Raw genomic sequence first — 25499 nt, forward strand, 5'->3', positions numbered from 1 at the left:
CCTCGTCTCGCTGCCTCACCACACCCGCACGCTCCCTCCCGGCGCGAAGGCGGGGCTGGTGGCGTCGGCCGGGACCTCGGTCAACGGTTCGGCGATCTCGGCGACCGTGGGGCCGACCCGGGCGGCGATCGGGTCGAGCAGCCCCGCGTCGAACCCGTACACCCGCGCCGCGTTGCCCCCCACCATGGCGGCGACCTCCTCGCGCGGCAGCCCCGCGAAGGCGATCCGCAGTCCCTCCCGTGAATAGGGCTGGGTGCCCTCGTCATGGGGGTAGTCGCTGCCCCACATGATCTTGTCGCGGCCGATGCGCTCCCGCAGCGGCACCTCGTGCGGACGCATGAAGCTCGCCCCGACGAAGCAGTTCTCCTGCCACACCGCGCTGGGACGCCGCCCCATGGCCTCAGCGAGACCGGCGCCGAACTTGGACTCGGCGGTGGCAGCCGACCGGCCCGCCGCTGAGACCAGCCGCTCGTGGTAGTAGTCCAGCATCTCCAGCACGCCGGGAATCCATCCGGACCCCTGTTCGGTCAGCACGAGCCGCAGCGAGGGATGGCGGCGGAAGGCCCCGCCGAAGATCAGATGCCACAGGGCGCGATGCGAGAACCACGTCGTCTCCACCATGAAGACGGCACGTGCGGCGGGCTCGTCGCCCAGCGGCGGTGAGGCGGAGCCGCCGTGGTGGTTGACGGGAACGTCCAGTTCCGCGCAGACGGCCCACAGCGGGTCGTAGACCTCCGAGTACAGTTCGGGGATCCCGGAGCCCGGCGGTGCGCCCGGCAGCAGTACGCCACCCGTCAGCCCCGCATCGCGGGCCCAGCGCACTTCGCGTACGGCCTCCTCGACATCGTTGAGGAGAATCTGTGCGACACCGGCCCGCCGTCCCGGCGCCTCGGCGCAGAAGTCGGCCAGCCAGCGGTTGTGGGCGCGCAGCCCGGCCCAGCGCCGGTCCAGATCCTCCCGGGTGGGCACGGGCGCCATCAGGGAGGCGGACGGGAAGAACGGCGGGATGGTGTTGGGGAAGACGACCTCGGCGACGATGCCGTCGGCCTCCATCTCGGCCAGCCGCCGCTCGGAGTTCCAGTTGCGGTCGGCGGTGTCGGCGAGCAGGTCCTCGTACGGGTTGACGTAGTCGGCCGCCCAGGCGTCGAAGTCGTCGTGGTACCGCTGCGCCAGATACGGCTTGTAGTCGAGGAGGTCGGCGCCCGCGTGGCAGTCGGCGGAGATGACGGTGTAGCGGTCGGCGGCGCTGTGGCCGGTGTCGGTGCTCATGGTGCGTCCACCCCCACGAACGGGAAGTCGGCTCCGGTCAGCCAGTGCCGGCCCGTCTCGCGGGCGCGGCGCCAGGACTCCTCCACCGGCCGCTGGTCGGCGGGCTGCCCCAGCTCGGCGGGGGTGGGGCCGATCCGGCGGGCGAGCGGTGCCAGCGCCGCGGTGTCGAAGCCGAACACCTCGGCCGCCGCCTCGCCCAGCATCCGGCGCGTCTCGGCCACCGGGATGTCGTGGAAGGTGTCGCGCAGCCACTCCCGGGTGCGGGGCCAGGTGCCCTCGGGGTGCGGGAAGTCGCTGCCCCACAGGATGTTGTCGACGCCGATCTCGTAGCGCTGGGCCAGCTCGCGCCGCTTGGTGTTGGTGGCGCAGACGAAGACCTGCCGGTCGAGGTACTCGTGCGGCGGGCGCTTCAGCTCGGCGAACGGCGAGAGTTTCTTGCCGCCGTGCGCACCCAGATAGAGCCGGTCCATGAACCACAGCAGGTTCGGCAGCCACCAGCAGCCGGACTCGGCGACGCCGAACCGCAGCCCCGGGTGCCGCTCGAACGCGCCGGACCACAGCAGGAACCACAGCGGGCGCGCCGGCCACCAGGTGACTTCGCTGACGTAGATGCCCAGATGGTCGCCGTACTCGTGGCGGGGTGCGGCACCCGAATGAGTGACGACCGGCATGGCCGTCTCCGCCGCTGCCGCCCACACCGGGTCGTAACGGCGGTCGTGGTAAGGGGCTTTGTCCACCCACATGGACGGGATCATCAGCGCCCCCAGTCCGGATTCTCGCGCGCGGTGGATCTCGGCGACAACGCGTTTCACCTCGCCGGTGACCGGTAAGAGGGCGACGCCGCAGTGCCGTTCGGGGTGCGCGGAGCAGAACTCGGCCAGCCAGCGGTTGTGCGCCTGTGCGCCGGCCATGCCCAGCTCAGGGTCCTGGTCGCCGCTCAGGCCCAGGCCGACGCCGAAGGGGGCCGCGGTGCCACTGTCGACGGCGTCGGCGTCCGGGAAGACCACCTCGCCTGCCACCCCGTCGCCGTCGAGCTCTTTGACGCGCTGCGCCGCGTCCCAGCCGCCGCGCAGCCCCTCCTCGTTGTCCTCGAACCACTTGCGGGCGAAGGTCTCGTTGCGGATGCCGAGGCGGGTGGACTCCTCGATCCGGGCGTCGCGCTGGGCGAGGAAGTCGTCGAACTCCCGGTGGAACTTGCTCTCCAGGTAGGGCCGGTACCGCTCGGTGGGCAGTCCGGCGTGGCAGTCGGAGGAGATGATCAGGTACGGGTCGTCACTCACGGAAGACACCTCAGTCCAGTACGCTGCAACCCCCCGGGGGACAACCCCCGTACCCCCCGGCCGAATCACAGCTGGGCTCTCAATCCAGTACGAAGCTCTCCAAATAGCCCGGGTTTGCGCGCTCCAGCATGGAGCGGGCGCGGGCGCGGATCTGGGCGTCGCTGTGCTCGCTGGGAGGGAGCATCCAGAAGCTGTCGTTCCGGATGCCCGCCACGACGAGTTCGGCGACGTCCTCGACGGGTGTGAAGCGCACCTCCTGCCCGGACTCGCGCATGGCCGCCTCCCACTGGTCGAGTGTGCGGTAGGGCGTCCTGCGCGGGCGGGTCTTGGCGTAGCGCGCCGGGCGGTTGCGGTACGACTCCCACAGGCCGGTGCGCAGCATGTGCGGGCCGGGGAAGAGCACCGAGGCCCCGACCGCCGCGGACTCGGCGCGCAGGTGGGCGTAGAGCGATTCGGTCATGGTGACCACGGCCGACTTGGTCACCGCGTACACCGACGCAGTGGGCAGCGGCGCGATTCCGCCGTCACTCGACGAGGTGTTGACGACATGTCCGGGCTCGCCGGACTCCAGCATGCGGGGCACGAACGCCCGGATGCCGTGGAAGACGCCCCAGACGTTTACCGCGAACGCCCATTTCCAGTCGTTGAGTTCGTGCTCCCACATCCGGCCCTCGGCCCCGGAGCCGACGCCCGCGTTGTTGCACAGCACATGAACGGCGCCGAACGCCTCCCAGGCGGCCTCGGCCAGCGCCTCGACCGAGTCGGGCTCGCTGACGTCGGTGATGTGCGCCAGCACCCGCGCACCGTCAGCGCGCAGTTCACCGGCGGCCTTCTCCAGCGGGGCGCGCTCCACATCGGCGAGGACGACATGCAGTCCCTCGGCGGCGAAACGGCGCGCCATGGCGAGGCCGATGCCACTGGCGGCGCCGGTGACGACAGCCGTCTGGCCCGCGTACAGCCGCATCAGGCGCTCCCCTCCGCTGTCGCGCCTGCCTGCTGTACGGGGACGGCTGTCTGCTGCGGCGGTGTGTGGGCCGTCGGTGGAGGTGCGTCGTGCGCCTGTGCCGCGTCGTCGTAGCGCTGGTGGACGTAGGGCAACAGGGCCTCGGCATCGACGCGTTGGGCGACCCGGCCGCGCTGGTCGCCGGTCTTCTCGCCGAGGGTGATCTCGACCAGCCGCCGTACGGGCAGATCGGCCACCGGGTCGTACGGCGAATCGCGCAGGGTGACCTCGCCGGTGACGGACTCCAGTCTGCGGACCTTCTCATGGCGCAGGCAGTGCACCAGCAGGGGGTCGCCGTCGAAGCCACTGCCGTCCACGGCGGGCAGGAACTTGAAGTAGAAGTCGAGCTTGCCGGTGGGCTCCGGCAGCGGGAGGGCCGCGCCCACCGTGCCGGTGACCTCGACGAAGGTGATGCCGTGCCGGGCAAGGCTCGCCCGTACCGTGCCGTGCGGGCCGCGCTCCAGTGTGACGTCGCCGAGCTTCTTGGGTTCGCCGAAGACCTCGCGGCCGCCGATGAGGGCGCGCTCATGGGTCATGGGCATCACCAGCGGGTACCAGCCGTCGGTGCCCGCATGGCGCGCTGCCACGGCAACGGAGCCCGCGCCCAGCGGAAATCCGGGCAGCTGCACCTGGCTGATGTTGGCCCGCATCAGGGGGCGTTCGGCGGGTTCGAGGGGCGGCGGGAGCACGGCGGCCACCGCGTCGGGATCGGTCTCCCAGACGGCCAGCACACCGGTGGACCAGATGTCGGGGAGCTCGGCGCCTGCCTTGCTCGCCCGCCTGATCTCGGTCTCGTCGCGTGGGCCGTACCGGACACGTGCCATCTGCGACACCTCCAAGGGACAGCGCATCGGACAGCGCTGCGGCTTGCGTCTGTAACACCGTTACAGCAGACTCCGCGAAGGGTGAAGAGACATGCACCGGCCAGAATGGGGAAACATGCCGAGCCCGCAGCCCAGCGCCGACCCGCAGCCCACCCGGTCCCCCCTCACCCGGGAAGCGGTACTGGAGGCCGCCGCATCCCTGGTGCAGCAGCACGGCCCGCAAGCACTCACCATGCGCAGGCTCGCCGCCGAACTCGGCACCGCCGTGACCGCCATCTACTGGCATGTGGGCAACCGCGAGTCGCTGCTGGAGGCACTGGTCGAGCGGACCGTACGGGAGTTGGGCGAGATCCGGGCGTACGGCAGGACGCCGCAGGCCCGGATGGTCTCCATCGCGCGCACGCTGCGGCGCGAACTGCTGGCGCGGCCCCACCTGATCGCGATGGTGCACGAACGCGGCCTGACGGAACGGATGTTCCTCTCCGCGCAGCGGGCGCTCGTGAGGGAGGCGCACGCCGCCGGGCTGCGCGGGGCGCGCGCGGCGGAGGCGGTACGCGCCGTGCAGTTCTCGGTCGTCGGTCACGTCCTGGTCGAACGCAACCGGGAGCGCGCCCCTGTACAGTCCCCCGGCGAGCCGGAGCTGTGGCAGAGCGACCAGGAGACGGACGACCCGGCGCTGGTGCGCGCACTGGCCACACCGCCGGATGCCGGAAAGGTGTTCGCATCGACGATACGGGCGCTGGTCGACGGCCTGCTCCAGGTGCCCGATTCGCCCGCACAGCTGGAGCTTTGAGGCTTCTCCAGCGGCTGCTGCGGAGCGCTGTCAGTACCGACCCGTATTCTCTGTGACCATGCTCGAAGACCAGACGGCACGCACGGATGGGTCGTCCGCGCGCATCCCCGCGCAGCCCGCCGCCGACACCCGGCCACCCCTCAGCTGGCCGGCCGGATACCCGGACGGCTACGCGGTGGTGGACGTGGAGACCACCGGCCTCGCACGGGACGACCGGATAGTGTCCGCAGCCGTCTACCGCCTGGACGCACGCGGCGAGGTCCAGGACCACTGGTACACACCCGTCAATCCGCAGCGCGACCCAGGCCCCACGTGGATCCACGGGCTGACGGCCGAAGCCCTGGCCGACGCGCCGCTCTTCGAGGAGATCGCCGACGACTTCGCCACCCGGCTGGCGGGCCGGGTGCTGGTCGCACACAACGCCATCTTCGACTGGTCGATGATCGCGCGGGAGTACGCACGGGCCAAGCGCGAGGCCCCGGTGCGCCAGCGGCTGTGCACCATCGCACTGTCCAAGGAGCTGTCGCTGCCGCTGCCCAACCACAAGTTGGAATCCCTCGCCGCGCACTACGGCGTCATCCAGCAGCGGGCACACCACGCGCTGGACGACGCGCGGGTGCTGGCCGAGGCGTTCCGCCCCAGCCTCCATCTGGCGGCGCGGCAACAGGTGCGGCTGCCGCTGCTGGCGTGCCAGCCGCTCAGCGAGTGGTCCGACGCGGTGGTGCCGCGCCGTGCCGGAGGCGGGGCGAGCACCGGATCCGGCTCCCGCTCGTACGGGCACGGGTACGGCACCTGGCGCCCCTCACGGAAACGCCCCGCCTGCCCGTATCCGAACCCGGGGCGGTACGAACCGGAGGGGCGGCTGGTGCAGGGGATGCGGGTGGCCATCTCCGGCGACACCTCCGTGGACCGGGAGCTGCTGGAGGACCGGGCCATCGAGGCGGGGCTGCACATCGCGAGCAGCGTCTCGCGGCTGACCAGTCTCCTGGTCACCAACGATCCGGACTCCCCCACGTCGAAGGTGGTGAAGGCCCGCACCTACGGCACACCCGTCATCGACGAGGCCGCCTTCACGCAGCTCCTCCAGGATGTGGCCCCCGCTCCGGAGGGCTGAAAGGCGCGGGGTACCGTCAGTAGGCGTGTACCGCTTCCTGTTGTCCCGGCAGTGGGTGATCCTCACCCTGCTCGGCCTCGTGCTGATCCCCACGATGATCGAGCTGGGCTTCTGGCAGCTGCACCGTCATGAGAACCGGGTCGCGCGCAACGAGGAAGTGGCCGCGAGCCTGGCGGCACCCACCGTGCCGGTCACCGAACTGACCGGGAAGGGCCGGGAGCCCGCCGACGACGACAAGTTCCGTACGGTCACCGCGCGCGGGACGTTCGACACCGCGCACGAGGTCGTCGTCCGGCACCGTACCGGCCCGGACCGCGACACCATCGGCTACTTCGTCGTCACCCCGCTCATCCTGGAGGACGGCTCGGCGATCCTCGTCAACCGTGGCTGGATCCGCGCCGACCGCGATCTGACCGGCTTCCCGAAGGTGCCCGCGCCGCCGAAGGGCCGGGTCGGTGTCGTCGGGCGGATGATGCCCGACGAGACCACCGAGGCCAGCGGCATCAAGGACACCAAGGGCCTGCCCGACCGCCAGGTCATGCTGATCAACAGCCGCAAGCAGGCCGGGGAAGTGGGCCGCCCCATGCTGGGCGGCTTCATCCAGCTCACGAAGATCTCCCCCAAGCCGGCGGGCAAACAGCCCGAGGTGCTCCCCGAGCCCGACCACAGCGGCATCGGCCCTCATATGGCCTACGCCATCCAATGGTGGCTGTTCACCGCCGCCGTACCGGTGGGATGGATCATCCTCGTCCGCCGCGAAGCCGCAGAGCGGCGGGGGGCGTCGGACGTTGTGGCTGAGGCCGCCTGAGCTTCCGCCGGACCCTCGCCGTCGTGGTTCCCCGCCGTTGCGGCGGGAAAGTGTTCGGGGGCTTCGCCCCCGACCCCCCGGCCTCCCGTTCGGGCTTCGCCCCCTGCGTTCGGGTTCGCCCCCGACCCCCGATCGGGCTTCGCCCCTTGGGGCGCGGAGGCAGAGCCCCCAGCACATCTGTCTGCCGCGCCGGGGCGGAGCCCTCGGCACCGCGCGACCGGGGTTGTGGGGGCGGAGCCCCCACAACCCTTTCCGCCGCGACGGCGAGCAACCACGATGGCGAGGGTCCGGCGGCAGAAGCGGACTCCGCAACAACAACGTTCGCAGCCGTCAGGCAAACTGCAGGGCATGGACCTTGGACTATCAGAGCGCGTCTATGTGATCACCGGCGGCACCCGGGGGCTCGGGTTCGCCACTGCTGCTCAACTGCTCGCCGAGGGGGCGCGTGTTGTCGTCACCGGGCGGTCGGAGAAGTCGGCCGAGGAGGCGGCGGCGCAGCTCGGGGTGGAGGCGTCGGGGGCGGAAGGCCGGGCGCTCGGCGTCGCTGCCGACAACGCGGACCCGGAGACTCCGGCACGGGTGATCGCGGCGGCCCGGGAGCGGTTCGGGCGGTTCGACGGCATCCTCGTCAGCGTCGGCGGCCCGCAGGCAGGCGTGCCCGCCGACCAGCTCACCGACGAGCAGTGGCAGACGGCCTTCGACAGCGTCTTCCTCGGCGCCGTACGTCTGGCGCGCGCGGCTGCCGGCGAGCTCGGCGAGGGCGGGGTGATCGGCTTCGTGCTCTCCGGCTCCGTCCGCGAGCCGATTCCCGGGCTGACCCTCTCCAACGGACTGCGTCCGGGCCTGGCGGGGTTCGCCAAGAGCCTCGCCAATGAGCTGGGCCCGCGCGGTATCCGGGTGCTGGGGCTGATGCCGGGCCGGATCGGCACCGAGCGGATGCAGTACCTCGACTCCCTCTCCGGCGACGGGGACGCCGCCCGCGAACGCAACTCGGCGGGCATCCCGCTGCGCCGCTACGGCACTCCGGAGGAGTTCGGCCGGACGGCGGCCTTCGTGCTCTCCCCCGCCGCCTCGTATCTGACCGGGGTGACGCTTCCGGTGGACGGCGGGGCACTGCACGGGATCTGAGCGCCGCGCGCCCCGGGGTTTCCCCGACCGTCAGCTCACCCGCTCCGCGCGGTGCCGGGCGGCGCGCATTCTGACCTCGGCCGGGAGGGCTTCCAGTCCGGCCGAGGTCACCGCGTGGGCGATGGCCTCGCGGCGGAGCCGGTGCACCGCGGGCCCCGGCTCGGCGCGCGCGGTCAGCACCAGCCCGATACGGGCCCGGGGCTGGCGGCGCCGGCCCGTGAGTACGACCCGCGCCCGGTCGACGCCCGGCTGGGACTCCGCCTCCGCCTCGATGACGTCCTCCATGGCGCGCCCCCGCAGCACCGCGCCCTCACCGTCCCGGCTGTCGATCAGCACCTCGTCCAGCCGCTGCGACCGCAGCTGCGCCAGCAGCCACCACAGGCACAGCAGGAACAGCACGGCCAGGACGGCGAGGGCCACCGGCCACCACCAGCCCTCGTCGGTCCACCGGGTACGGTCGGCATCGCTGAGCACCACATCCCGGGGCCGGTCCCACGGCCAGCCGGACGGCATGGTGACACCCCAGCGGCGGGGCAGGTCCAGGCCGGCGAACAGCACGGCCAGGCCGAGCGCGAGCAGCACCAGCCCGAGCAGTGCGATCAGCACCCGGTTCACGGTCCGCAGCATCGCCCTCGCCTCACCGTCGTTTCGCCGGACGTCGTACGTGGACGGACAGGCCCGGCCGACTGGCCAGACCCAGCTGTCCGATGCCTTCCCGGAGCGCGCCGTCCAGATCACCGCGTACCTCGTCCAGGTCGCGGAAGTGCGCTGCCGCCCGGGCGCGTACCTTGCGGCGGGTGACGGTGACCCGTACCGACTGCACGCCCGGGACCTCCATCGCCCGGTCCCGCAGCACCAGCGCCGCGGCCGACCGTTCCAGCCCGGCGCGCACCTGCGGAACGTCCGGCCGCATCGTCAGCAGCGACCGCTGCCCCGGGGTGAGCGCCAGCACCAGCAGCCACAGTCCGAGCGCGGCGAGCGCGGCGGCGCCCGCCAGCATGAAGGTGTCGTCGAGGCGACGGGTGGCCAGCTCGTCGGTGAGAGTGCGGCGCCAGGCCATGCCCGCTCGGCCGGCGCGTACGGAGGACACGTCGTACAGCAGGATGCCGATCCCGGCGAACAGCAGCAGCGCCGCGATGCCCGCCGGCGCCCTGCGCACCGACCAGAACCGCCCCGCCTTCCCCCCGCCCGCGCCCGGTCCGCCGTCCGCGCCGGGGGGTGCCGCCTCGGAGCCGGGGTGCTCGGGGGTGGGTGGCTCCGGTGGCTGGGGGGTCCTGGGCGCCTCGGGGGGCTTCTCCAGCGTGGTGCCGGAACCCTGCCCCGCTCCTGGTTTCCGTGCGGCCGGACGGGGGTCGTCCGTATCGCCTTCCCGCGTCACGTCACCCTCCCGGAGCCGCCCTTCAGATGCGCCGAGTGCAGCCGCTCGATTTCGAGGGCCACGTCCGGCACGTCCATGCCGACCAGTTCGCCCACCCGCGCGATGACGCGCCGGCGCACGGCGCCGCACTGCGCGCCGACGTCCGAGGGGTAGCCCAACTCCAGCCCCAGCCGCACCCGGGCCGTCCGTTCCCGGACAGTGACCGACGTACGGCGGACGGAGCGGCGCACCGGCGGCCCGCCCGTCGGCCTGCCCTCCCCTTCGCCTGCCCCTTCACCTGTCCCTTCCCCGCGCAGCGCCTCCCGCGCCGCCTGGGCCGCGACCTTGGCGACCACGCGGTCGGCGATCCGGATCGCCCCGCGCTCACCCGCGGAAACCTGCGTATCCGTCACGGAGTCACCTGCGGCGCTCGCTGTCCCGGCCGCGGAAGAACTCGCCCGCGTCCAGATCCCCGTCCAGGAACCTGCCCACCAGGAAGCCGACGGCCCCCAGCGCCGCCACCAGCACGAAGGCTCCGAAACCGCCGAAGTACCCGGCGAAGCCCAGCGCCAGGCCGGCGATCAAGCCGACAAAGGCCATGCTCATCGTGCGCTCCTTCGCTCGGCACCGCGGCAGGGCGCGCGGCGCGCGATCACTTCGCCAGGGGTTCCGTCACCGCCCACCGCGACGCTGTCGCTCATTGGAGGCGGGGCCGTTCCTGGCCCTCTTCCTCTTCCTCCTCCTCGTCCGGCAGCTTCACATCGCTCACCGCGATGTTGACCTCGACCACCTCGAGGCTCGTCATCCGCTCGACGGCCGAGATCACGTTCTCCCGCACGGAGCGGGCCACATCCGAGATCGACACTCCGTAGTCGATGACGATCTCCAGATCGAGCGCCGTCTGCACCTCGCCGACCTCGGCCTTGACCCCGCGCGTGACCGACCGGCCGCCGCCGGGCACCCGGTCGCGGACGGCACCGAACGTACGGGCCATGCCGCCGCCCATCGCATGGACACCGACCACATCGCGGGCCGCCATGCCCGCGATCTTCTCGACCACGCCGTCGGCAATGGTGGTGCGGCCGCGGGAGCCCGCGGGCGACAGCCCACCGATCCGGCGCGGCTGCTCGGTCGTGCCACCGGCCGGCTGGTTGGCCGTGCTCGCGCTGCGGCTTTCGGAGCGGGCGGACGTACTGGTCTCGGACATCTCTGCGCCCCTTTCGGAGGTTCGAAGCGGCCTGCCGCTCCGCTGCTCACCGTAAGCACGGCCCGGTGTGCGCCGCTCGCGCAGCTCCGGCACGCACCGCCGAGCGGGTGACTACGGCGCCCGTACGCCGTGCGGCGCGCGAGGCGGCACCACCGACGCGGAAGGTTCTCTTGCGCGACGGCAGCGAAAGCGAAGGGAAGTGCACGCCATGACGGCGCAACGGCTGACCCGGGCAGTACGCCAGCAGCTCGGTCTGGGGCGGCACCTGCCGCTGGGCGAGGCGGCGGACGGCGCCTGGGTGACGGAGGAGGCAGCCGTCGCCGTACTCGACCGATCGGTGCGGTCGGTGCCTGGCGTACGGCTGAGCGCGCTGCGGGTGGAGCTCACCAGTCCGCGGGCTGCCGTCGAGCCCGCCGTCCCGCCACCGCCCGGCGCCCTGCCGCCGGGTCCGCTGACGCTGACCGCCGAGCTGGCGTCCCCCGCCGACCGGCCCGTTCCCGCCGCCGCGGACGATGTACGGCAGGCCCTGCTGGCCGCCGCCGAGCAGGAGTTGGGGCTCGCGCTGGAGAGCGTGGATCTGCGGGTCACCGAGCTGGTGGAGACGGCGGCCCCCGGACCGGCCGCGGGCGACGGGCCCGAATCCGGGCGGGTGTCCGACGCGGGCGCTTCCGGGTCCGACACGGAGGCGTCCGGGTCGGCCGGGGCGGCCCACCAGGACGCGGCCGACCGGGTCGCCCGCGCCGTGCTCGCCGTCGAGGGCGTGGCCCGGCTCGCCCCCGTGGTGGGCCCGGCCCTCTCCCGCGTCGCCGCAGGACCGGCAGTCAGCGCCGTCCAAATCGAGGGCGACCCGAAAGAAGGCCGCTGTCACGTCCTACTCCAACTGGGCGTCTCCCCCACCCGCCGCGCCCTCGACACCGCCAGCGCGGCCAGTGCTGCGGCACGCAATGCGCTGGGTGCCGCCGGCAAGGTGACGGTCGCCGTACTGGTGACCGCCATCGAGCGGGTGTGACGTGGGAGCGCGCCCCGAAGGGGCGCGGGGAACTGCGCGACCAGCCACAACGCAGCCGCAGCCCGCGGACGCCAGCCAGGGGCACCCCCTCACCGGAACAACGGAGGGGCGAGCCAAAGGGCGCCGGGCAAGCCCTAGTCGGCGAGCCCCGCGAGATCGCGGAGGCGGCGGGCCTGGGCAGCCCTCTCAGCGGCGCGCTGTTCCTCATACGTACGCGCACCCGCGCCGGCGAGCAGCGCCTTCGTCTCGATGACCGCGTCGCGGGGCGCGGAGAGCAGGGCCGCGGTCAGATCGGTGACGGCGCCGTCGAGTTCCCCGGCGGCGACGACCAGATTGGCGAGCCCGACGCGCTCGGCCTCGTCGGCATGGACGAAGCGTCCGGTCGCGCAGATTTCGAGGGCGCGCGCGTAGCCGACCAGGCCCACCAGCGGGTGGGTACCGGTCAGATCGGGGACCAGCCCCAGGCTGGTCTCCCGCATGGCGAACTGCACGTCCTGCGCGCACACCCGCAGATCGCAGGCGAGTGCGAGCTGGAACCCGGCGCCGATGGCATGCCCCTGGACCGCCGCGATGCTGATGAGGTCGGGGCGGCGCCACCAGGTGAACGCCTGCTGGTACTCCGCGATGGCGGCGTCCAGTTCCTCGTCGGTGTCTCGCGCGAGTTCCAGGAAGGACCGCTCACCGGGGAAGCCCTCGGGCTCGAACGCCTGGCGGTCGAGCCCGGCGGAGAAGGACTTGCCTTCGCCGCGGAGCACGACGACCCGGACCGTCCCCGGCAGCACGCGTCCCGCCTCGGCCAGTGCCCGCCACATGGCAGGCGTCTGCGCGTTGCGCTTGGCCGGGTTGGTGAGGGTGACCGTGGCCACCTCACCGTCGGCGGCGACGTGCACGCCGTCCTGGTTGAGCAGGGTCATCGAGGTTCCTCCGGTGGTTACCCAGCAGTATGGTCAACCGAAGAGTAACCACCGAAGGGAACGCCCGAAAGCCTCCTCAGGAGGAGCTCGACTTCTTGCCTCGGGTCGCTCCACCGCGTCCGCGCAGGGTTACACCCGACTCGCTGAGCATCCGGTGCACAAACCCGTAGGAACGGCCCGTCTCTTCGGCCAGCGCCCTGATACTGGCTCCGGAGTCGTACTTTTTCTTGAGGTCTGCCGCGAGCTTTTCGCGCGCGGCGCCGGTCACCCGGCTGCCCTTCTTCAGAGTCTCGGCCACCCGTGCCTCCTCGTGGGAAGTGCGCTCTGTGACTCTCATGATCACCCCTCCCCCCACTTCTGGCCACCCATTCGGCAAGGTCTTCATGAGCAGCTTGGGAACTTGTGCACGCCACGATTGCTCCGGAGCAACCGATTCCGTCCGCATGCATATGCACGTGCACGACCCGTTCCGAGTCGGGATGGTGCGCTGATCCGCAGGTCAGCGGCGCAATCGCGAAGTGAGCAGTTCCCCCGGGCGGCTCCTGCCACGAACACCCGGCGCAGCCGTGAGGCCGCGCCGGGGTACGAGCCGTACTCACTCAGATGAAGGATCAACCGTCGGCCGAATGATCCATCTCGGATGGATCAAGCAAGGGCGACGAGGTCCGCGTACTCCTCGCCCCACAGGTCCTCGACACCGTCCGGCAGCATGATGATGCGCTCGGGCTGGAGCGCCTCGACGGCGCCCTCGTCGTGGGTGACCAGCACGACGGCCCCGGTGAAGGTGTGCAGGGCGCCGAGGATCTCCTCGCGGCTGGCCGGGTCGAGGTTGTTGGTCGGCTCGTCCAGCAGCAGCACATTGGCCGAGGAGACGACGAGGGTGGCCAGCGCCAGCCGGGTCTTCTCGCCGCCGGAGAGCACCCCGGCGGGCTTGTCGACGTCGTCGCCGGAGAAGAGGAAGGAGCCCAGCGTCTTGCGGATGTCGACCAGGTCCATGTCGGGCGCTGCCGAGCGCATGTTCTCCAGCACCGTGCGGTCCGGGTCGAGCGTCTCGTGCTCCTGCGCGTAGTAGCCGAGCTTGAGTCCGTGCCCGGGGACGACCTTGCCGGTGTCGGGCTCCTCGACTCCGGCCAGCAGCCGCAGCAGCGTCGTCTTACCGGCGCCGTTGAGGCCGAGGATGACGACGCGGGAGCCGCGGTCGATGGCCAGGTCGACACCGGTGAAGATCTCCAGCGAGCCGTAGGACTTGGACAGGTCCTCGGCCATCAGCGGCGTCCTGCCGCAGGGCGCCGGGTCGGGGAAGCGCAGCTTGGCGACCTTGTCGGCCTGGCGCTCGCCCTCCAGCCCGGACAGCAGCTTCTCGGCGCGGCGGGCCATGTTCTTGGCGGCGACCGCCTTGGTGGCCTTGGCGCGCATCTTGTCGGCCTGGGAGTTGAGCGCGGCCGCCTTCTTCTCGGCGTTGGCCCGCTCGCGGCGGCGCCGCTTCTCGTCGTCCTCGCGCTGGGTGAGGTACTGCTTCCAGCCCATGTTGTAGATGTCGATGGCCGACCGGTTGGCGTCCAGGCAGAACACCTTGTTGACCACCGTCTCCACGAGATCGACGTCGTGGGAGATGACGATGAGGCCGCCGCGGTAGGTCTTGAGGAAGTCGCGCAGCCACACCACCGAGTCGGCGTCGAGGTGGTTGGTCGGCTCGTCCAGCAGCAGGATGTCGGCGTCCGAGAAGAGGATGCGGGCGAGCTCGACGCGGCGCCGCTGACCGCCGGAGAGGGTGTGCAGCGGCTGGCCGAGCACCCGGTCGGGCAGGCCGAGGCTGGCCGCGATGGTGGCGGCCTCCGCTTCGGCCGCGTAGCCGCCCTTGGTGAGGAACTCGGTCTCCAGGCGCTCGTACTTCTTCATCGCCTTCTCGCGGGTGGCGCCCTTGCCGCCCGCGATGCGCTCCTCGTTCTCCTGCATCTTGCGCAGCACCACGTCCAGGCCGCGGGCGGAGAGGATGCGGTCGCGGGCGAGTACATCGAGGTCGCCGGTGCGCGGGTCCTGCGGGAGGTAGCCGACCTCGCCGCTGCTGGTGATGGTGCCGGCGGTGGGCGTGGCCTCACCCGCGAGGCACTTGGTGAGGGTGGTCTTGCCGGCGCCGTTGCGGCCCACGAGGCCGATGCGGTCGCCCTTGGCGACGCGGAAGGTGGCCGACTCGATGAGGACACGGGCTCCGGCGCGCAGCTCGAGACCGGTGGCGGTGATCACTGGAGAACTCCAAGGCAGGACTGTGGACGTGCGTACGGCGGAAGTGCGGGAGCGGCGTACGCACGCCTAATGCACGAGGAGATGAGGCATGAGAGCCAGTCTACCGGCGCCGGGCAAACGCTTTTCCGGGATGCGGGCGGACGCTCGACAGCGCCTGCGGCATGCCTGTGCGGGCGCCGGGGGGCGGCGCGGTCACTCGCCGCCGGTGTGGACCTGGAAGGCGGCTCGCCGTACGGCCTTGGCCAGCGCGGGGTCCGGATGGGCCGCCGCGAGCGCCACCAGGACCTGCACGGTGCGCGGGTGGCCGGTCGCGCGGACGTCCTCGAGCAGCTTGGGCACCGAACCCTGTACGGCGGTGCCCAGGTGGTCGACCAGCAGCCGCTCCTCGCCGTGGTCGGTGACGGCTGCCGCGGTGTCCACCCACAGCCAGGTCGCCTCCTGCCGGGTGAGGACGCCGGGGGCGCCACCGGCCAGGTCCTCCGGGTCCATGCCCGCCTGCTCGGCGAGCCACAGCAGCGCGTAGGGACGCAGGGTGGGCTCCTGCGCTGCTTCCTGCACGGCTTCCTCGGCAGGCGCGCCCACCACCCGCAGCGCCTCGAAGGCAAGCCCCCGGATGAGCGCGTCCTCGCCCCTGGCCGCCTCCAGCAGCTCGGTGACGGCCGGTCCGGTGGGGCGCGCGGCGAGCCAGGCGCGGTACTCGTCGCGGGCCGGACCCGGGGTCATCCGGGCGCAGCCGCGCAGCATCTCCTCGGCGGACTGCTCGATGTTGCCGGCCGGGCTCTGGGCCGCGACGCAGATCTGCTCCAGCTTGGTCCACACCGCCCAGTTGCCGAGCGGGGTGAGGACGGCGGAGCCCTGCCGTACGCCGGTCTCCTCGGCGGGGTCCTCGTCCGGGCAGCGGGTCAGCGCCCCGACCGCGGAGAGCCCGTCCAGCGCCCAGTCGAGCAGCCCGGGCAGGGCGACGCCGACCATCGCGCGGCTGGTCTCCTGCTCGCGTTCGGCGCGCAGCTCGGCGATGCGCTGCGCGAGCAGATCGTGCAGCAGCGAGAAGGTGACGGGGCCGCCGGAGAGGTGCATCACGGAGAGGAACTGCGGCACCGCCTCGACGATCTCCGCGACCAGGCTCTGCTCGTGCGGCAGCGGCGCGGGGTGGGCCAGCGACCAGGCGTCGAAGAGGGCGACCCAGCCGCGCAGTACGGCGCTGTCGTCCCGGTCCCAGGCACGCAGCCGCCAGCCGGCGCGGGCGGTGTCGCCGTGCAGTTCGATGAGGCCGGCCAGCTTGGCCCGGTCCCAGTGCGTACGCACCAGCGGAACGGTCATCCGCAGGGATTCGGCCGCCCGTTCCGCCTCGGCGCCAGGCTGCGGGGAGCGGCCGGTCCCGGCCGCCCAGCGGGCGACGCGGACGGCATCGGCGAGGCAGGCACGCGCGTGCCGGGCGAGCTGGTCGCGGGGCAGCACACCGTCCGGGGGCGGTGGCGTCCTGGCGGAGCGCCTGGTCGTCACAGTGCGCCGGGCGGCGGCGACGGGCTGTCGGGGGACGAGGCGGAGCCGGTTGTCCCCCGGGGTACGGGACGTCGTCACAGGAGCAGTCTTCACGCTGCGCCGTTGAAACCCAAACCTGGGGTGCCCTTTCCGGTCGTTCGCCTTCTCCGGCCGGGCGTACGCGGGGGCTTGAAAAGGGCTCAGCGTGACATGCCCTCACATGGGCCCGCGGCCGGCGGCCTCACATGAAGCTGTCTCACATGAAGGGCGTGAGGAAGCGGCGCAGCTTCTCCTCGTAGCCGTGCGGGTCGGCGTTCCACATGGCGGCGTGCGGGGCGTGCGGGACCTTGTGCAGGGAGACGAGCTTCGGGCGGTGGGCCGCCAGCGCGCGGGAGCTGTCCCAGGGGGCGATGGTGTCCGCTGGGCCGTGCAGCAGCAGCGCCGGCACGGTCAGCTTCGCGGGGTCGACCAGCGCGGCGTCGCGCCCCTCGGGGAGTCCGGCCCGGCCCTGGACGGCGCGGACGACCAGCGGCAGCAGCGCGCGGGGGGTGCCTCGGGAAAGCGCCAGGGCACGCACGGTGCGCGGCCAGTCGAGTACGGGCGAGTCCAGTACGAGGCCGGCCACCCGGTCCCGCAGCGGGGAGTTGGCGGCGGCGTGCAGGGCCATGGTGGCGCCGCTGGACCAGCCGTGCAGGATCACCCGCTGGGCGCCGTGCTGGACCGCGTAGCGGATGGCGGCGTCCAGGTCCCGCCATTCGGAGTTGCCCAGGTGGCCGATGCCGTCGAGGGGCGGGGGCGCACCGGCGTCGCCCCGGTAGGCGATGTCGAGCACCGGGACGCTGTACCTCCGGTAGAACGGGAGCAGCGTCAGTGGGTGCTCGCGGGTGGCGCCGAGGCCGTGCACGGTGATGACCCAGGCGTTGCGGTCGCCGGGCATGAACCAGGCGGGCAGCGGGCCGAGTTCACCGGGGATCTCGACGTCGGCGTACTCGGCGCCGAGGGCTTCACCGGGGGTGCCTACGTACACCTGCGGGGTGAGCCGTACGGTGGCACCGGCGCTGAGCCGGCCGCGGTCGATGCGGCGCAGTTCCCGTACGACGGCGTGCGGGCGGGGTTCGGCGGCCGTCTCGTCCTCCAGCACCGGCCCGACGACGGCGTGGATACCGCGTCCGGTCAGTCCGTAGACACCGGGCAGCCGGGCCGCCAGGGAGCGGGTGACGGAGATCCGGCTCTCGTCGTGGGAGTGCACGGTCAGCCGGGTGCCCTCGAAGCCCGCGGTGGGCCTGCTGCCGCCGTCGCTCCGGGGGCGCGGCGGGCGCAGCGCGGCGTCGGCGGCGTACCGTCCGGCCGCCAGGGTGGCCGCGCCGGTACCGAGCACGGAGGTGGCGGCCAGTGCCGCGGTTCGCAGACGCATCCTTGTCAGTGTTGACGCGATCGGGCGTGCGAAACCAGCGGGGCGGGCCGGGAGGGTGACGCCCGGCCGGGGGAATCGGGGCCGGTTCGCCGGGGGAATCGGGGCCGGGTCGGCACGCGGCGACGGGGCGTCAACCGGCGTGGCGCCATTGGAAATTGGGGGCACGGCATCACACCCTGTTGGCTTCGCGGAGCCTCCGCCCCTACGGTGTGATCTGGCCCACACAACAGGTGTCAGGGGGCGACACTTCGATGCCTGCCCCAGTTCACCTTCCGTTCACTCGCCGTCTTTACGTTCACGACGTCATTGCCCCTCGAACTGATTGTGCCTGGTGAATGGAACACATCACGCTTCTCATCGGGATCGTGATCGTCACGGCCTTGGTGTTCGACTTCACGAACGGCTTCCACGACACCGCCAACGCCATGGCGACGACCATCTCCACCGGGGCACTGGCTCCTCGGGCGGCGGTGGCCATGTCCGCGGTCCTCAACCTCCTCGGTGCCTTCCTGTCCATCGAGGTGGCCAAGACCATATCTTCGGGAATCATCGATGAAGGCTCCGGCATCCAGCCCGAAGTGATCTTCGCAGGGCTGGTCGGCGCCATCATCTGGAACCTGCTGACCTGGCTCGCCGGGCTGCCCTCCAGCTCCTCGCACGCACTGATGGGCGGACTGATCGGCGCGACGCTCGCCGCCGTCGGCACCGGCGCGGTCAACGGCGACGTCGTCGTCATGAAGGTCCTCATCCCGGCGCTCGCCGCGCCGCTGGTCGCGGGCATCGCCTCGGTCTGCGCCACCCGGCTGACCTACCGGGTCGCCCGGCACGCCGACGAGCAGCGGACCGCCAAGGGCTACCGCGCCGGCCAGATCACCTCGGCCGCGCTGGTCTCCCTCGCGCACGGCACCAACGACGCCCAGAAGACCATGGGCGTCATCACGCTGGCCCTGGTCACCGGCGGCGCCCTGGCGCCCGGCGCCGACCCGCCGGTATGGGTGATCGCCTCGGCCGGGTTCGCCATCGCGCTGGGCACCTACCTCGGCGGCTGGCGCATCATCCGCACCATGGGCAAGGGCATCACCGACATCCAGCCCCCGCAGGGCTTCGCGGCCCAGACCAGCGCGGCGGCCACCATCCTGGCCTCCTCGCACATCGGCTTCTCCCTCTCCACCACGCATGTGTGCTCCGGCGCCGTGATGGGTTCGGGGATCGGCCGCAAGGGCGGCGTCGTGCGGTGGGGAACGGCGGGCCGGATGTTCATCGGCTGGGGGCTCACCCTTCCCGCGGCCGGCGGGGTCGCGGCCGCTGCCGCGCTGCTGGCCGAGCAGGGCGACTGGGGCGTGACCACGGTGGCCGTGCTCACCGTCGTGCTCTGCGGCGCCATCTGGCTCCGCTCCCGGCGCGCGCCGGTGGACCACACGAACGTCAACGAGGTCGAGCCCGCCGTGGCCGCGCAGGCCGCGGAGATCCCGAGCCCGGCCGCCGAGCCGGAGCCGCAGCCCGAGTCCGAGCCCGCCGGGGTGGTCACCAACGCCATCCGGGCCGTCTCCCCGCCCCCGCCGCCGGCGGGAGTGAGCGCGGCCGGTGTTGCCGCGGAGGAGACGACGGCGGCCGAGCCCGCGCATTCGACCGGCCGCCCCGCGTCGGCGAGCAGCTTCAGGTAAGCAGAAGGGGATCACCGCATGAACATCGACTGGGCCTCGCTCGGCCAGGTCTTCGGCGTCAGCCTGGCGGCGACGGTGGGACTCGTCGGCGTCTTCACCCTCGGCATCGTCGCCGGCTCCCCCCGCACCGCGGGCTCCGCACCTTCGGTGCTCGCCCGTACTGGTGCGTATGCCTGCTATGCCGTGTGCCTGGCGGCGGTGGCGTACGGGATCTACCTGATCGCGGCGTAGCCGTAAGGGGGCCCGGGGGGCTACGCCCCCCCGGCCCCCTTTCTTTTTCCGCCGCAGCGGCGAGAAGCCACGACGGCGAGGGTCCGGCGGCATAAGGGGACGGCCGCAAGCACCACGTCCGGCTTGCCCGCCGCAGGTCAAACGTGGTGGACTGCCGGTGCCAAACGGCGGCATGGGGAGGAAGCCGGTGCGAATCCGGCGCGGTCCCGCCACTGTCACCGGGGAGCGCCGCGCTCAACGAAGCCACGGCCCATGCGGGCTGGAAGGCGAGGGCGGTGTGGATCCGGGAGCCAGGAGACTCCCGCCGCCGGTCGAGTCGAGCCAGGGCGCGGACCCTGAGTGAGGACACTGCCATGCGTGGCCCTGCCCCCATACCTGCTGCCGTTGTGGATGCGTGCGCCGGATCCGTCGGCTGATGCGGAGCCGTGACGTCCATGTGTGCGGCACGCTGCTGGGGTTCGCAGCCGACGCGCTGCTCGGTGATCCACGGCGCGGCCACCCTGTCGCCGTCTTCGGCCGGGCCGCCGCAGCACTGGAGCGCCGCATGTGGCGCGACCACCGGGGTGCGGGCGCGCTCTATGTCGCCCTCTGCGTGGGAGGCGCCGCCGCAGCGGCCCGCGGACTGACTACGGCGAGCGCCGGGCGCAACCCCGCGCGCGCCGTGGGGCGTTCACCGGTGCCGGGCATCGCGCTGACCGCCGTCGCCGCGTGGGCCGTGCTGGGGGGTACGTCGCTGACCCGCGAGGCCCGGGCCGTGGCCGCCGCGCTGGAGGCGGGGGACCTGGAGCTGGCGCGCGAGCGGCTGCCCGCGCTGTGCGGGCGCGACCCGCAGCAGCTGGACGCGCCGGCGGTGGCCCGCGCCGTGGTCGAGTCGGTCGCGGAGAACACCTCGGACGCCGTGGTGGGAGCGCTGGTGTGGGGAGCGCTGGCGGGCGTACCCGGGCTGGTGGGCTTCCGCGCGGTCAACACCCTGGACGCGATGGTCGGGCACACCTCCCCCGGCACCGCAGATTCGGCTGGGCCGCCGCGCGGCTGGACGACGTGGCGGGCTGGCCCGGGGCGCGGCTGACCGCCGTACTGGCCGCGCTCGCCGGACCGGACCCGCGCGGTGCCGTCCGCGCCTGGCGCTGTGACGCGCACCGCCACCCCAGCCCCAACGCCGGGCCCGTGGAGGCGTCGTTCGCGGGCGCGCTCGGGGTGCGGCTGGGCGGGACGCTCTCGTACGGCGGGCGGGTGGAGCACCGGCCCGTTCTCAACGCGCCCGGCCGGGCCGTCCGCACGGCGGACATCGAGCGGGCTGTGCGGCTGTCGCGCCGGGTAGGACTGTTGGCGCTGGCCACGAGCTGTCTGGTGGGTACGGCAGTACGCCGCCGCGGGCGGGGCCGCGGTATGGGAGGGGTGCGGTGAGCGCGCGTACGGGAGGCGGGCTGCTGGTCGCCGGGACGACCTCGGACGCCGGCAAGAGCGTGGTGACGGCGGGCATCTGCCGCTGGCTGGCCCGCAAAGGCGTGCGGGTGGCGCCCTTCAAGGCGCAGAACATGTCGCTCAACTCGTACGTCACGCTCGACGGCGCGGAGATCGGCCGGGCGCAGGCCATGCAGGCGGCTGCCGCACGGGTCGAGCCGAGCGCGTTGATGAACCCGGTGCTGCTGAAGCCGGGCGGCGACCGCACCAGTCAGGTCGTACTGCTGGGCAAGGCCGTCGGCGAGATGTCGGCCCGGGGATACTTCGGCCGCCACACGGAGGGCAGCGGCGACGTACGGCACGGGGGGCGTGCGGAGCTGCTGGAGACCGTCGCGGGCTGTCTGGAGGAGCTGCGGAGCACCCATGACGCGGTCATCTGCGAGGGCGCGGGAAGCCCCGCCGAGATCAATCTGCGGCGCAGCGACATCGTCAACATGGGGCTGGCGCGCGCCTGTCGGCTGCCGGTGCTGGTGGTCGGCGACATCGATCGGGGCGGGGTGTTCGCCTCGCTCTTCGGTACCACGGCACTGCTGGCGCCGGAGGACCAGGCGCTGCTGGCGGGCTACATGGTCAACAAGTTCCGCGGCGACGTCTCACTGCTGGAACCCGGCCTGAAGATGCTGCACGGCCTGACCGGGCGGCCCACGCTCGGCGTACTGCCGTACCAGCACGGGCTGGGCATCGACGAGGAGGACGGGCTCCGGGTCTCGCTGCGCGGGACCGTACGGGAGTCCGCCGTCGCGCCCCCGCACGGTGCCGATGTGCTGCGGGTCGCTGTGCTGCCGGTGCCGCTGATGTCCAACTTCACCGATGTGGACGCGCTGGCTGCCGAACCCGGTGTGGTGGTGCGGTTCTGCGACCGCCCCGAGGAGCTGGCCGACGCCGACCTGGTGGTGGTGCCCGGCACCCGGGGCACGGTCAAGGCGCTGGAGTGGGTACGCGCGCGTGGGCTGGCCGCGGCGCTGGCGCGGCGTGCGGCCGAGGGGCGGCCCGTGCTGGGCATCTGCGGCGGCTACCAACTGCTGGGCGAGCGTATCGAGGACGAGGTCGAGTCGCGCGCGGGTGTGGTGGACGGACTCGGACTGCTGCCGGTGCGGGTGCGGTTCGCCAGGGACAAGACGCTGGCCCGCCCGCACGGGCTCGCGCTGGGTGAGCCGGTGGAGGGCTACGAGATCCACCACGGGGTGGCCGACGTGCACGGTGGTGAGCCGTTCCTGAGCGGCCCCGAGGGTGCTGCGCTGGACGGTTGCCGGGTCGGCACCGTGTGGGGCACCCACTGGCACGGCTCGCTGGAGTCGGACGGCTTCCGCCGCGCCTTTCTGCGCCGGGTCGCCGCCGACGCGGGCCGCGCCTTCGAGCCGGCGCCCGACACCCGGTTCGCCGCACTCCGCGAGGAACAGCTGGACCGGCTGGGCGACTTGGTCGAGGAGCACGCGGACACGGCGGCGCTGCTGCGGCTCATCGAGGACGGCGTGCCCGAGGGGCTGCCGTTCGTACCGCCGGGGGCGCCAGTGTGACCGGCCCGCACTCCGCCGCCCCTGATGCACCCAAGCCACTCGAAGGAGTGACCGTCGCGTGACGACCCCCTATCCCTTCACCGCCCTCGTCGGCCAGGCGGACCTCCAGCTCTCGCTGCTGCTCAACGCCGTCTCCCCCGCCATCGGCGGCGTGCTGGTGCGGGGTGAGAAAGGAACGGCCAAGAGCACGGCCGTCCGGGCGCTCACAGCGCTGCTGCCCGGCGTCGACGTCGTGCCCGGCTGCCGGTTCTCCTGCGACCCCTCCGCGCCCGACCCCGCCTGCCCGGACGGCCCCCACCAGGGCGCCGGCGCTGCCGAATCCCGCCCGGCCCGCATGGTGGAGCTGCCCGTCGGCGCCTCGGAGGACCGGCTGGTGGGCGCACTGGACATCGAACGGGCGCTGTCGGAGGGCGTGAAGGCGTTCGAGCCGGGTCTGCTGGCGGACGCGCACCGGGGCGTGCTGTACGTGGACGAGGTCAACCTCCTGCACGACCACCTGGTGGACCTGCTGCTGGACGCCGCCGCCATGGGCGCCTCCTATGTGGAGCGCGAAGGCGTCTCCGTACGGCACGCCTCCCGGTTCCTGCTGGTCGGCACGATGAACCCGGAAGAGGGCGAGCTGCGCCCGCAGTTGCTCGACCGGTTCGGGCTGACGGTCGAGGTGGCCGCCTCCCGCGAGACGGACGAGCGGGTGGAGGTCGTACGGCGGCGGCTCGCCTACGACGACGACCCGGAGGGCTTCGCGGCGCGCTGGGCGGACGACGAGCAGCAGCTGCGCGAGCGGATTGCCGCAGCCCGGGCACTGCTGCCCCAGGTGCGGCTCGGTGACGCGGCGCTCCGGCAGATCGCCGCCACCTGCGCGGCGTTCGAGGTGGACGGCATGCGGGCCGACCTCGTGATGGCCCGTACGGCGACGGCGATGGCGGCCTGGGCGGGGCGTACCGAGGTGGAGTCGGCGGATGTGCGGCAGGCGGCGCTGCTGGCACTCCCCCACCGGCGGAGGCGCAATCCGTTCGACGCGCCGGGCCTCGACGAGGACAAGTTGGACCAGACGCTGGAGGAGAACAGCGGCCAGGACGAGGGCGGCCCGGAGCCGGAAGGGCCGGACGACAACGGCCCCGACGACGGCGGGCCTGACGGCGGCCCGGACGGCGGCGGGCTGCCGCCGCAGGGCGCTCCGCAGGACGATGCCCCGCTCGAAGGTGCCCCACCCGAGCCCTACCTCCCCGAGCAGACCGACCGGTCGGTCACCGAAACCCCCTCCCCCGGCCAGCCCGAGCCCGACCCGCAAGCCCCCGCTGCCGCGCAGCAACCCACCGCTCCCGCCGGCGAACCGTTCAAGGCGCGCACCCTCACCGTCCCCGGGCTCGGCGAGGGTGCGGCCGGGCGGCGCTCGCGGGCCCGCACGGCGCACGGCCGTACGACAGGGTCGCGCCGCCCGCAGGGGGCGCTGGGCAGGCTGCATCTGGCGGCGACCGTGCAGGCGGCTGCCCCGCACCAGCACACTCGGGGCCGGCGCGGCAGCGGTCTGGTGGTGCGCAGGGACGATCTGCGGGAGGCCGTACGGGAGGGCCGCGAGGGCAATCTGGTGCTGTTCGTGGTGGACGCCTCAGGGTCGATGGCGGCGCGGCAGCGGATGAGCGCCGTCAAGGGGGCGGTGCTGTCGCTGCTGCTGGACGCCTACCAGCGGCGGGACAAGGTCGGCATGGTGACGTTCCGGCGCGGCGAGGCGGAGGTGGCGCTGCCGCCCACCTCGTCGGTGGACGCGGCGGCGGCCCGGCTGGAGTCGCTGCCGACCGGTGGGCGTACGCCGCTGGCGGCGGGGCTGTTGCGGGCCCGCGAGGTGCTGAGGGTCGAGCGGCTGCGGGACCCGGCGCGGCGGCCGCTGCTGGTCACGGTCACGGACGGGCGCGCGACGGGCGGCCAGGAGCCGCTGGTGCGGGCCCGGCAGGCGGCGCGGCTGCTGGCGGCCGACGGCACCGCTTCGGTGGTCGTGGACTGCGAGGCGGGGCACGTGCGGCTCGGGCTGGCCCGCGAGCTGGCCGCGGAACTGGGCGGCAGCGCCGTCACGCTGGACGAGCTGCGTGCGGACGCCGTGACGGAACTCGTCCGCAGCACAACCGATTCACGTAACGCAGGGCACGCAGGGAGGGCGGCGTAATGCCGAAGGGACAGCCGAGCGTCGTACCGCAGGACGGTCTCACCACGCGTCAGCGGCGCAACAGGCCGCTGGTGGCGGTCCATACAGGCGTCGGAAAGGGCAAGTCGACGGCCGCGTTCGGGCTGGCGCTGCGGGCCTGGAACCAGGGTTGGCCGATCGGGGTGTTCCAGTTCGTCAAGTCCGCCAAATGGAAGGTCGGCGAGGAGCGCGCGCTGCGGGTGCTCGGCGACTCCGGCGAGGGCGGCAGCGTGACCTGGCACAAGATGGGCGAGGGCTGGTCGTGGATCCAGCGCAACGTCCAGGACGGTGAGATGAGCAGCGAGGCGGCGGCCCGCGAGGGCTGGGAGCAGGTCAAGCGCGACCTGGCCGCCGAGACGTACCGGCTGCTGGTGCTGGACGAGTTCGCCTATCCGATGCACTGGGGCTGGGTGGACGTCGAGGAGGTGGTCGCCGTGCTGCGGGACCGTCCCGGTACCCAGCATGTGGTCATCACCGGGCGGAACGCGCCGCAGCAGCTGATCGACGCCGCGGACCTGGTCACCGAGATGTCGAAGGTCAAGCACCCGATGGACGCGGGTCAGAAGGGGCAGAAGGGCATCGAGTGGTGACGGCTGCC

At 72.8% G+C, this 25499-nt stretch carries 24 protein-coding genes, 1 pseudogene and 1 riboswitch; of the genes and pseudogenes, 11 read left to right on the forward strand and 14 right to left on the reverse strand.

All coding sequences use genetic code 11. The annotated features are described in order from the left end of the window. Nucleotides 1-15: 15 nt before the first annotated feature. The 4 genes from ACQEU8_RS25580 to ACQEU8_RS25595 form a co-directional block, all read right to left on the reverse strand. Entirely contained in the window at nt 16-1269 is a 1254-nt protein-coding gene (locus ACQEU8_RS25580; RefSeq protein WP_433104990.1) for an amidohydrolase family protein, read from the reverse strand. Continuing rightward, nucleotides 1266-2549, reverse strand: a complete 1284-nt coding sequence (locus ACQEU8_RS25585) for an amidohydrolase family protein (RefSeq protein WP_433104992.1) — start codon at nt 2547-2549, stop codon at nt 1266-1268. The genes ACQEU8_RS25580 and ACQEU8_RS25585 overlap by 4 nt, the downstream gene beginning before the upstream one ends. Nucleotides 2550-2628: 79 nt before the next feature. Then, the gene (locus ACQEU8_RS25590; RefSeq protein WP_433104994.1) at nt 2629-3513 is read right to left on the reverse strand and encodes an SDR family NAD(P)-dependent oxidoreductase; all 885 of its coding nucleotides are present in this window, start codon (nt 3511-3513) and stop codon (nt 2629-2631) included. Then, nucleotides 3513-4376, reverse strand: coding sequence for an acetoacetate decarboxylase family protein (locus tag ACQEU8_RS25595; protein WP_433104996.1), 864 nt, complete (start codon nt 4374-4376; stop codon nt 3513-3515). The genes ACQEU8_RS25590 and ACQEU8_RS25595 overlap by 1 nt, the downstream gene beginning before the upstream one ends. 115 nt (nt 4377-4491) lie before the next feature. On the opposite strand from ACQEU8_RS25595, the gene ACQEU8_RS25600 reads away from it, so the two are divergent. From ACQEU8_RS25600 to ACQEU8_RS25615, 4 genes are all read left to right on the forward strand, one after another. Then, entirely contained in the window at nt 4492-5169 is a 678-nt protein-coding gene (locus ACQEU8_RS25600; protein ID WP_433104998.1) for a TetR/AcrR family transcriptional regulator, read from the forward strand. Between the two features lie 58 nt (nt 5170-5227). Next, the gene (locus ACQEU8_RS25605) at nt 5228-6283 is read left to right on the forward strand and encodes a DEDDh family exonuclease (protein WP_433105000.1); all 1056 of its coding nucleotides are present in this window, start codon (nt 5228-5230) and stop codon (nt 6281-6283) included. 25 nt (nt 6284-6308) lie between these two features. Beyond that, nucleotides 6309-7091, forward strand: coding sequence for an SURF1 family cytochrome oxidase biogenesis protein (locus ACQEU8_RS25610; RefSeq protein WP_433105002.1), 783 nt, complete (start codon nt 6309-6311; stop codon nt 7089-7091). 348 nt (nt 7092-7439) lie between these two features. After that, nucleotides 7440-8219, forward strand: coding sequence for an SDR family oxidoreductase (locus ACQEU8_RS25615; protein ID WP_433105004.1), 780 nt, complete (start codon nt 7440-7442; stop codon nt 8217-8219). Between the two features lie 30 nt (nt 8220-8249). Here the strand turns inward: ACQEU8_RS25615 and amaP are convergent, their stop codons facing one another. The 5 genes from amaP to ACQEU8_RS25640 all read right to left on the reverse strand — a co-directional run bounded on the left by amaP (nt 8250) and on the right by ACQEU8_RS25640 (nt 10783). Then, nucleotides 8250-8846, reverse strand: coding sequence for an alkaline shock response membrane anchor protein AmaP (gene amaP / locus ACQEU8_RS25620; RefSeq protein WP_433105006.1), 597 nt, complete (start codon nt 8844-8846; stop codon nt 8250-8252). Nucleotides 8847-8856: 10 nt separating this feature from the next. Next, nucleotides 8857-9597, reverse strand: a complete 741-nt coding sequence (locus ACQEU8_RS25625; protein ID WP_433105008.1) for a DUF6286 domain-containing protein — start codon at nt 9595-9597, stop codon at nt 8857-8859. Further along, nucleotides 9594-9989, reverse strand: a complete 396-nt coding sequence (locus ACQEU8_RS25630; protein WP_433105010.1) for an Asp23/Gls24 family envelope stress response protein — start codon at nt 9987-9989, stop codon at nt 9594-9596. The genes ACQEU8_RS25625 and ACQEU8_RS25630 overlap by 4 nt, the downstream gene beginning before the upstream one ends. Before the next feature lie 4 nt (nt 9990-9993). Beyond that, nucleotides 9994-10182 (reverse strand): hypothetical protein, encoded by a 189-nt coding sequence (locus ACQEU8_RS25635; protein ID WP_433105012.1) that lies wholly within the window; start codon nt 10180-10182, stop codon nt 9994-9996. Nucleotides 10183-10273: 91 nt separating this feature from the next. Continuing rightward, nucleotides 10274-10783, reverse strand: coding sequence for an Asp23/Gls24 family envelope stress response protein (locus ACQEU8_RS25640; RefSeq protein WP_433105014.1), 510 nt, complete (start codon nt 10781-10783; stop codon nt 10274-10276). A 208-nt stretch (nt 10784-10991) separates the two neighbouring features. Here ACQEU8_RS25640 and ACQEU8_RS25645 point away from each other — a divergent pair, with 208 nt between their 5' ends. Next, on the forward strand, nt 10992-11792 hold the full coding sequence (locus ACQEU8_RS25645; protein ID WP_433105016.1) for a hypothetical protein: 801 nt from the start codon (nt 10992-10994) through the stop codon (nt 11790-11792). A gap of 134 nt (nt 11793-11926) precedes the next feature. On the opposite strand, the gene ACQEU8_RS25650 is transcribed toward ACQEU8_RS25645, so the two are convergent. The 5 genes from ACQEU8_RS25650 to ACQEU8_RS25670 form a co-directional block, all read right to left on the reverse strand. Continuing rightward, on the reverse strand, nt 11927-12706 hold the full coding sequence (locus ACQEU8_RS25650) for an enoyl-CoA hydratase/isomerase family protein (RefSeq protein WP_433105018.1): 780 nt from the start codon (nt 12704-12706) through the stop codon (nt 11927-11929). A 76-nt stretch (nt 12707-12782) separates the two neighbouring features. Continuing rightward, entirely contained in the window at nt 12783-13004 is a 222-nt protein-coding gene (locus ACQEU8_RS25655; protein ID WP_019358282.1) for a helix-turn-helix domain-containing protein, read from the reverse strand. Nucleotides 13005-13351: 347 nt separating this feature from the next. Further along, the gene (locus ACQEU8_RS25660) at nt 13352-14950 is read right to left on the reverse strand and encodes an ABC-F family ATP-binding cassette domain-containing protein (RefSeq protein WP_433105020.1); all 1599 of its coding nucleotides are present in this window, start codon (nt 14948-14950) and stop codon (nt 13352-13354) included. A 192-nt stretch (nt 14951-15142) separates the two neighbouring features. Continuing rightward, on the reverse strand, nt 15143-16408 hold the full coding sequence (locus ACQEU8_RS25665; RefSeq protein WP_433108709.1) for a hypothetical protein: 1266 nt from the start codon (nt 16406-16408) through the stop codon (nt 15143-15145). Between the two features lie 280 nt (nt 16409-16688). Beyond that, on the reverse strand, nt 16689-17846 hold the full coding sequence (locus ACQEU8_RS25670) for an alpha/beta hydrolase family protein (RefSeq protein ID WP_433105022.1): 1158 nt from the start codon (nt 17844-17846) through the stop codon (nt 16689-16691). A 335-nt stretch (nt 17847-18181) separates the two neighbouring features. Between ACQEU8_RS25670 and ACQEU8_RS25675 the strand changes: the two genes are divergently transcribed. The 6 genes and pseudogenes from ACQEU8_RS25675 to cobO all read left to right on the forward strand — a co-directional run bounded on the left by ACQEU8_RS25675 (nt 18182) and on the right by cobO (nt 25491). Further along, entirely contained in the window at nt 18182-19510 is a 1329-nt protein-coding gene (locus tag ACQEU8_RS25675; RefSeq protein WP_433105024.1) for an anion permease, read from the forward strand. 18 nt (nt 19511-19528) lie between these two features. Then, entirely contained in the window at nt 19529-19741 is a 213-nt protein-coding gene (locus ACQEU8_RS25680) for a hypothetical protein (RefSeq protein ID WP_433105026.1), read from the forward strand. A 138-nt stretch (nt 19742-19879) separates the two neighbouring features. Continuing rightward, nucleotides 19880-20064: riboswitch (cobalamin riboswitch) on the forward strand. 92 nt (nt 20065-20156) lie between these two features. Continuing rightward, nucleotides 20157-21148 (forward strand): annotated as a pseudogene (locus ACQEU8_RS25685) (cobalamin biosynthesis protein). Continuing rightward, nucleotides 21145-22722, forward strand: coding sequence for a cobyric acid synthase (locus tag ACQEU8_RS25690; protein ID WP_433105028.1), 1578 nt, complete (start codon nt 21145-21147; stop codon nt 22720-22722). The pseudogene ACQEU8_RS25685 and the gene ACQEU8_RS25690 overlap by 4 nt, the downstream one beginning before the upstream one ends. A gap of 58 nt (nt 22723-22780) precedes the next feature. Then, a complete protein-coding gene (locus ACQEU8_RS25695) occupies nt 22781-24883 on the forward strand; it encodes a putative cobaltochelatase (RefSeq protein WP_433105030.1) in 2103 nt (700 codons plus the stop codon). Further along, the gene (gene cobO, locus ACQEU8_RS25700) at nt 24883-25491 is read left to right on the forward strand and encodes a cob(I)yrinic acid a,c-diamide adenosyltransferase (RefSeq protein ID WP_433105032.1); all 609 of its coding nucleotides are present in this window, start codon (nt 24883-24885) and stop codon (nt 25489-25491) included. Before ACQEU8_RS25695 ends, cobO begins: the two co-directional genes overlap by 1 nt. Nucleotides 25492-25499 lie beyond the last annotated feature (8 nt).

This window comes from Streptomyces sp. CA-250714 (assembly GCF_050936705.1).
Classification (GTDB): domain Bacteria; phylum Actinomycetota; class Actinomycetes; order Streptomycetales; family Streptomycetaceae; genus Streptomyces.

Excerpts from the sequence above, each read along its gene's own strand:
- ACQEU8_RS25605 (WP_433105000.1), top strand. The coding sequence starts at position 5,228 with ATGCTCGAAGACCAGACGGCACGCACGGATGGGTCGTCCGCGCGCATC.
- cobO (WP_433105032.1), top strand. The coding sequence starts at position 24,883 with ATGCCGAAGGGACAGCCGAGCGTCGTACCGCAGGACGGTCTCACCACG.
- ACQEU8_RS25680 (WP_433105026.1), top strand. The coding sequence starts at position 19,529 with ATGAACATCGACTGGGCCTCGCTCGGCCAGGTCTTCGGCGTCAGCCTG.
- ACQEU8_RS25590 (WP_433104994.1), bottom strand. The coding sequence starts at position 3,513 with ATGCGGCTGTACGCGGGCCAGACGGCTGTCGTCACCGGCGCCGCCAGT.
- ACQEU8_RS25640 (WP_433105014.1), bottom strand. The coding sequence starts at position 10,783 with ATGTCCGAGACCAGTACGTCCGCCCGCTCCGAAAGCCGCAGCGCGAGC.
- ACQEU8_RS25580 (WP_433104990.1), bottom strand. The coding sequence starts at position 1,269 with ATGAGCACCGACACCGGCCACAGCGCCGCCGACCGCTACACCGTCATC.
- ACQEU8_RS25615 (WP_433105004.1), top strand. The coding sequence starts at position 7,440 with ATGGACCTTGGACTATCAGAGCGCGTCTATGTGATCACCGGCGGCACC.
- ACQEU8_RS25595 (WP_433104996.1), bottom strand. The coding sequence starts at position 4,376 with ATGGCACGTGTCCGGTACGGCCCACGCGACGAGACCGAGATCAGGCGG.
- ACQEU8_RS25670 (WP_433105022.1), bottom strand. The coding sequence starts at position 17,846 with ATGCGTCTGCGAACCGCGGCACTGGCCGCCACCTCCGTGCTCGGTACC.
- ACQEU8_RS25675 (WP_433105024.1), top strand. The coding sequence starts at position 18,182 with ATGGAACACATCACGCTTCTCATCGGGATCGTGATCGTCACGGCCTTG.
- amaP (WP_433105006.1), bottom strand. The coding sequence starts at position 8,846 with ATGCTGCGGACCGTGAACCGGGTGCTGATCGCACTGCTCGGGCTGGTG.
- ACQEU8_RS25650 (WP_433105018.1), bottom strand. The coding sequence starts at position 12,706 with ATGACCCTGCTCAACCAGGACGGCGTGCACGTCGCCGCCGACGGTGAG.
- ACQEU8_RS25635 (WP_433105012.1), bottom strand. The coding sequence starts at position 10,182 with ATGAGCATGGCCTTTGTCGGCTTGATCGCCGGCCTGGCGCTGGGCTTC.
- ACQEU8_RS25645 (WP_433105016.1), top strand. The coding sequence starts at position 10,992 with ATGACGGCGCAACGGCTGACCCGGGCAGTACGCCAGCAGCTCGGTCTG.
- ACQEU8_RS25600 (WP_433104998.1), top strand. The coding sequence starts at position 4,492 with ATGCCGAGCCCGCAGCCCAGCGCCGACCCGCAGCCCACCCGGTCCCCC.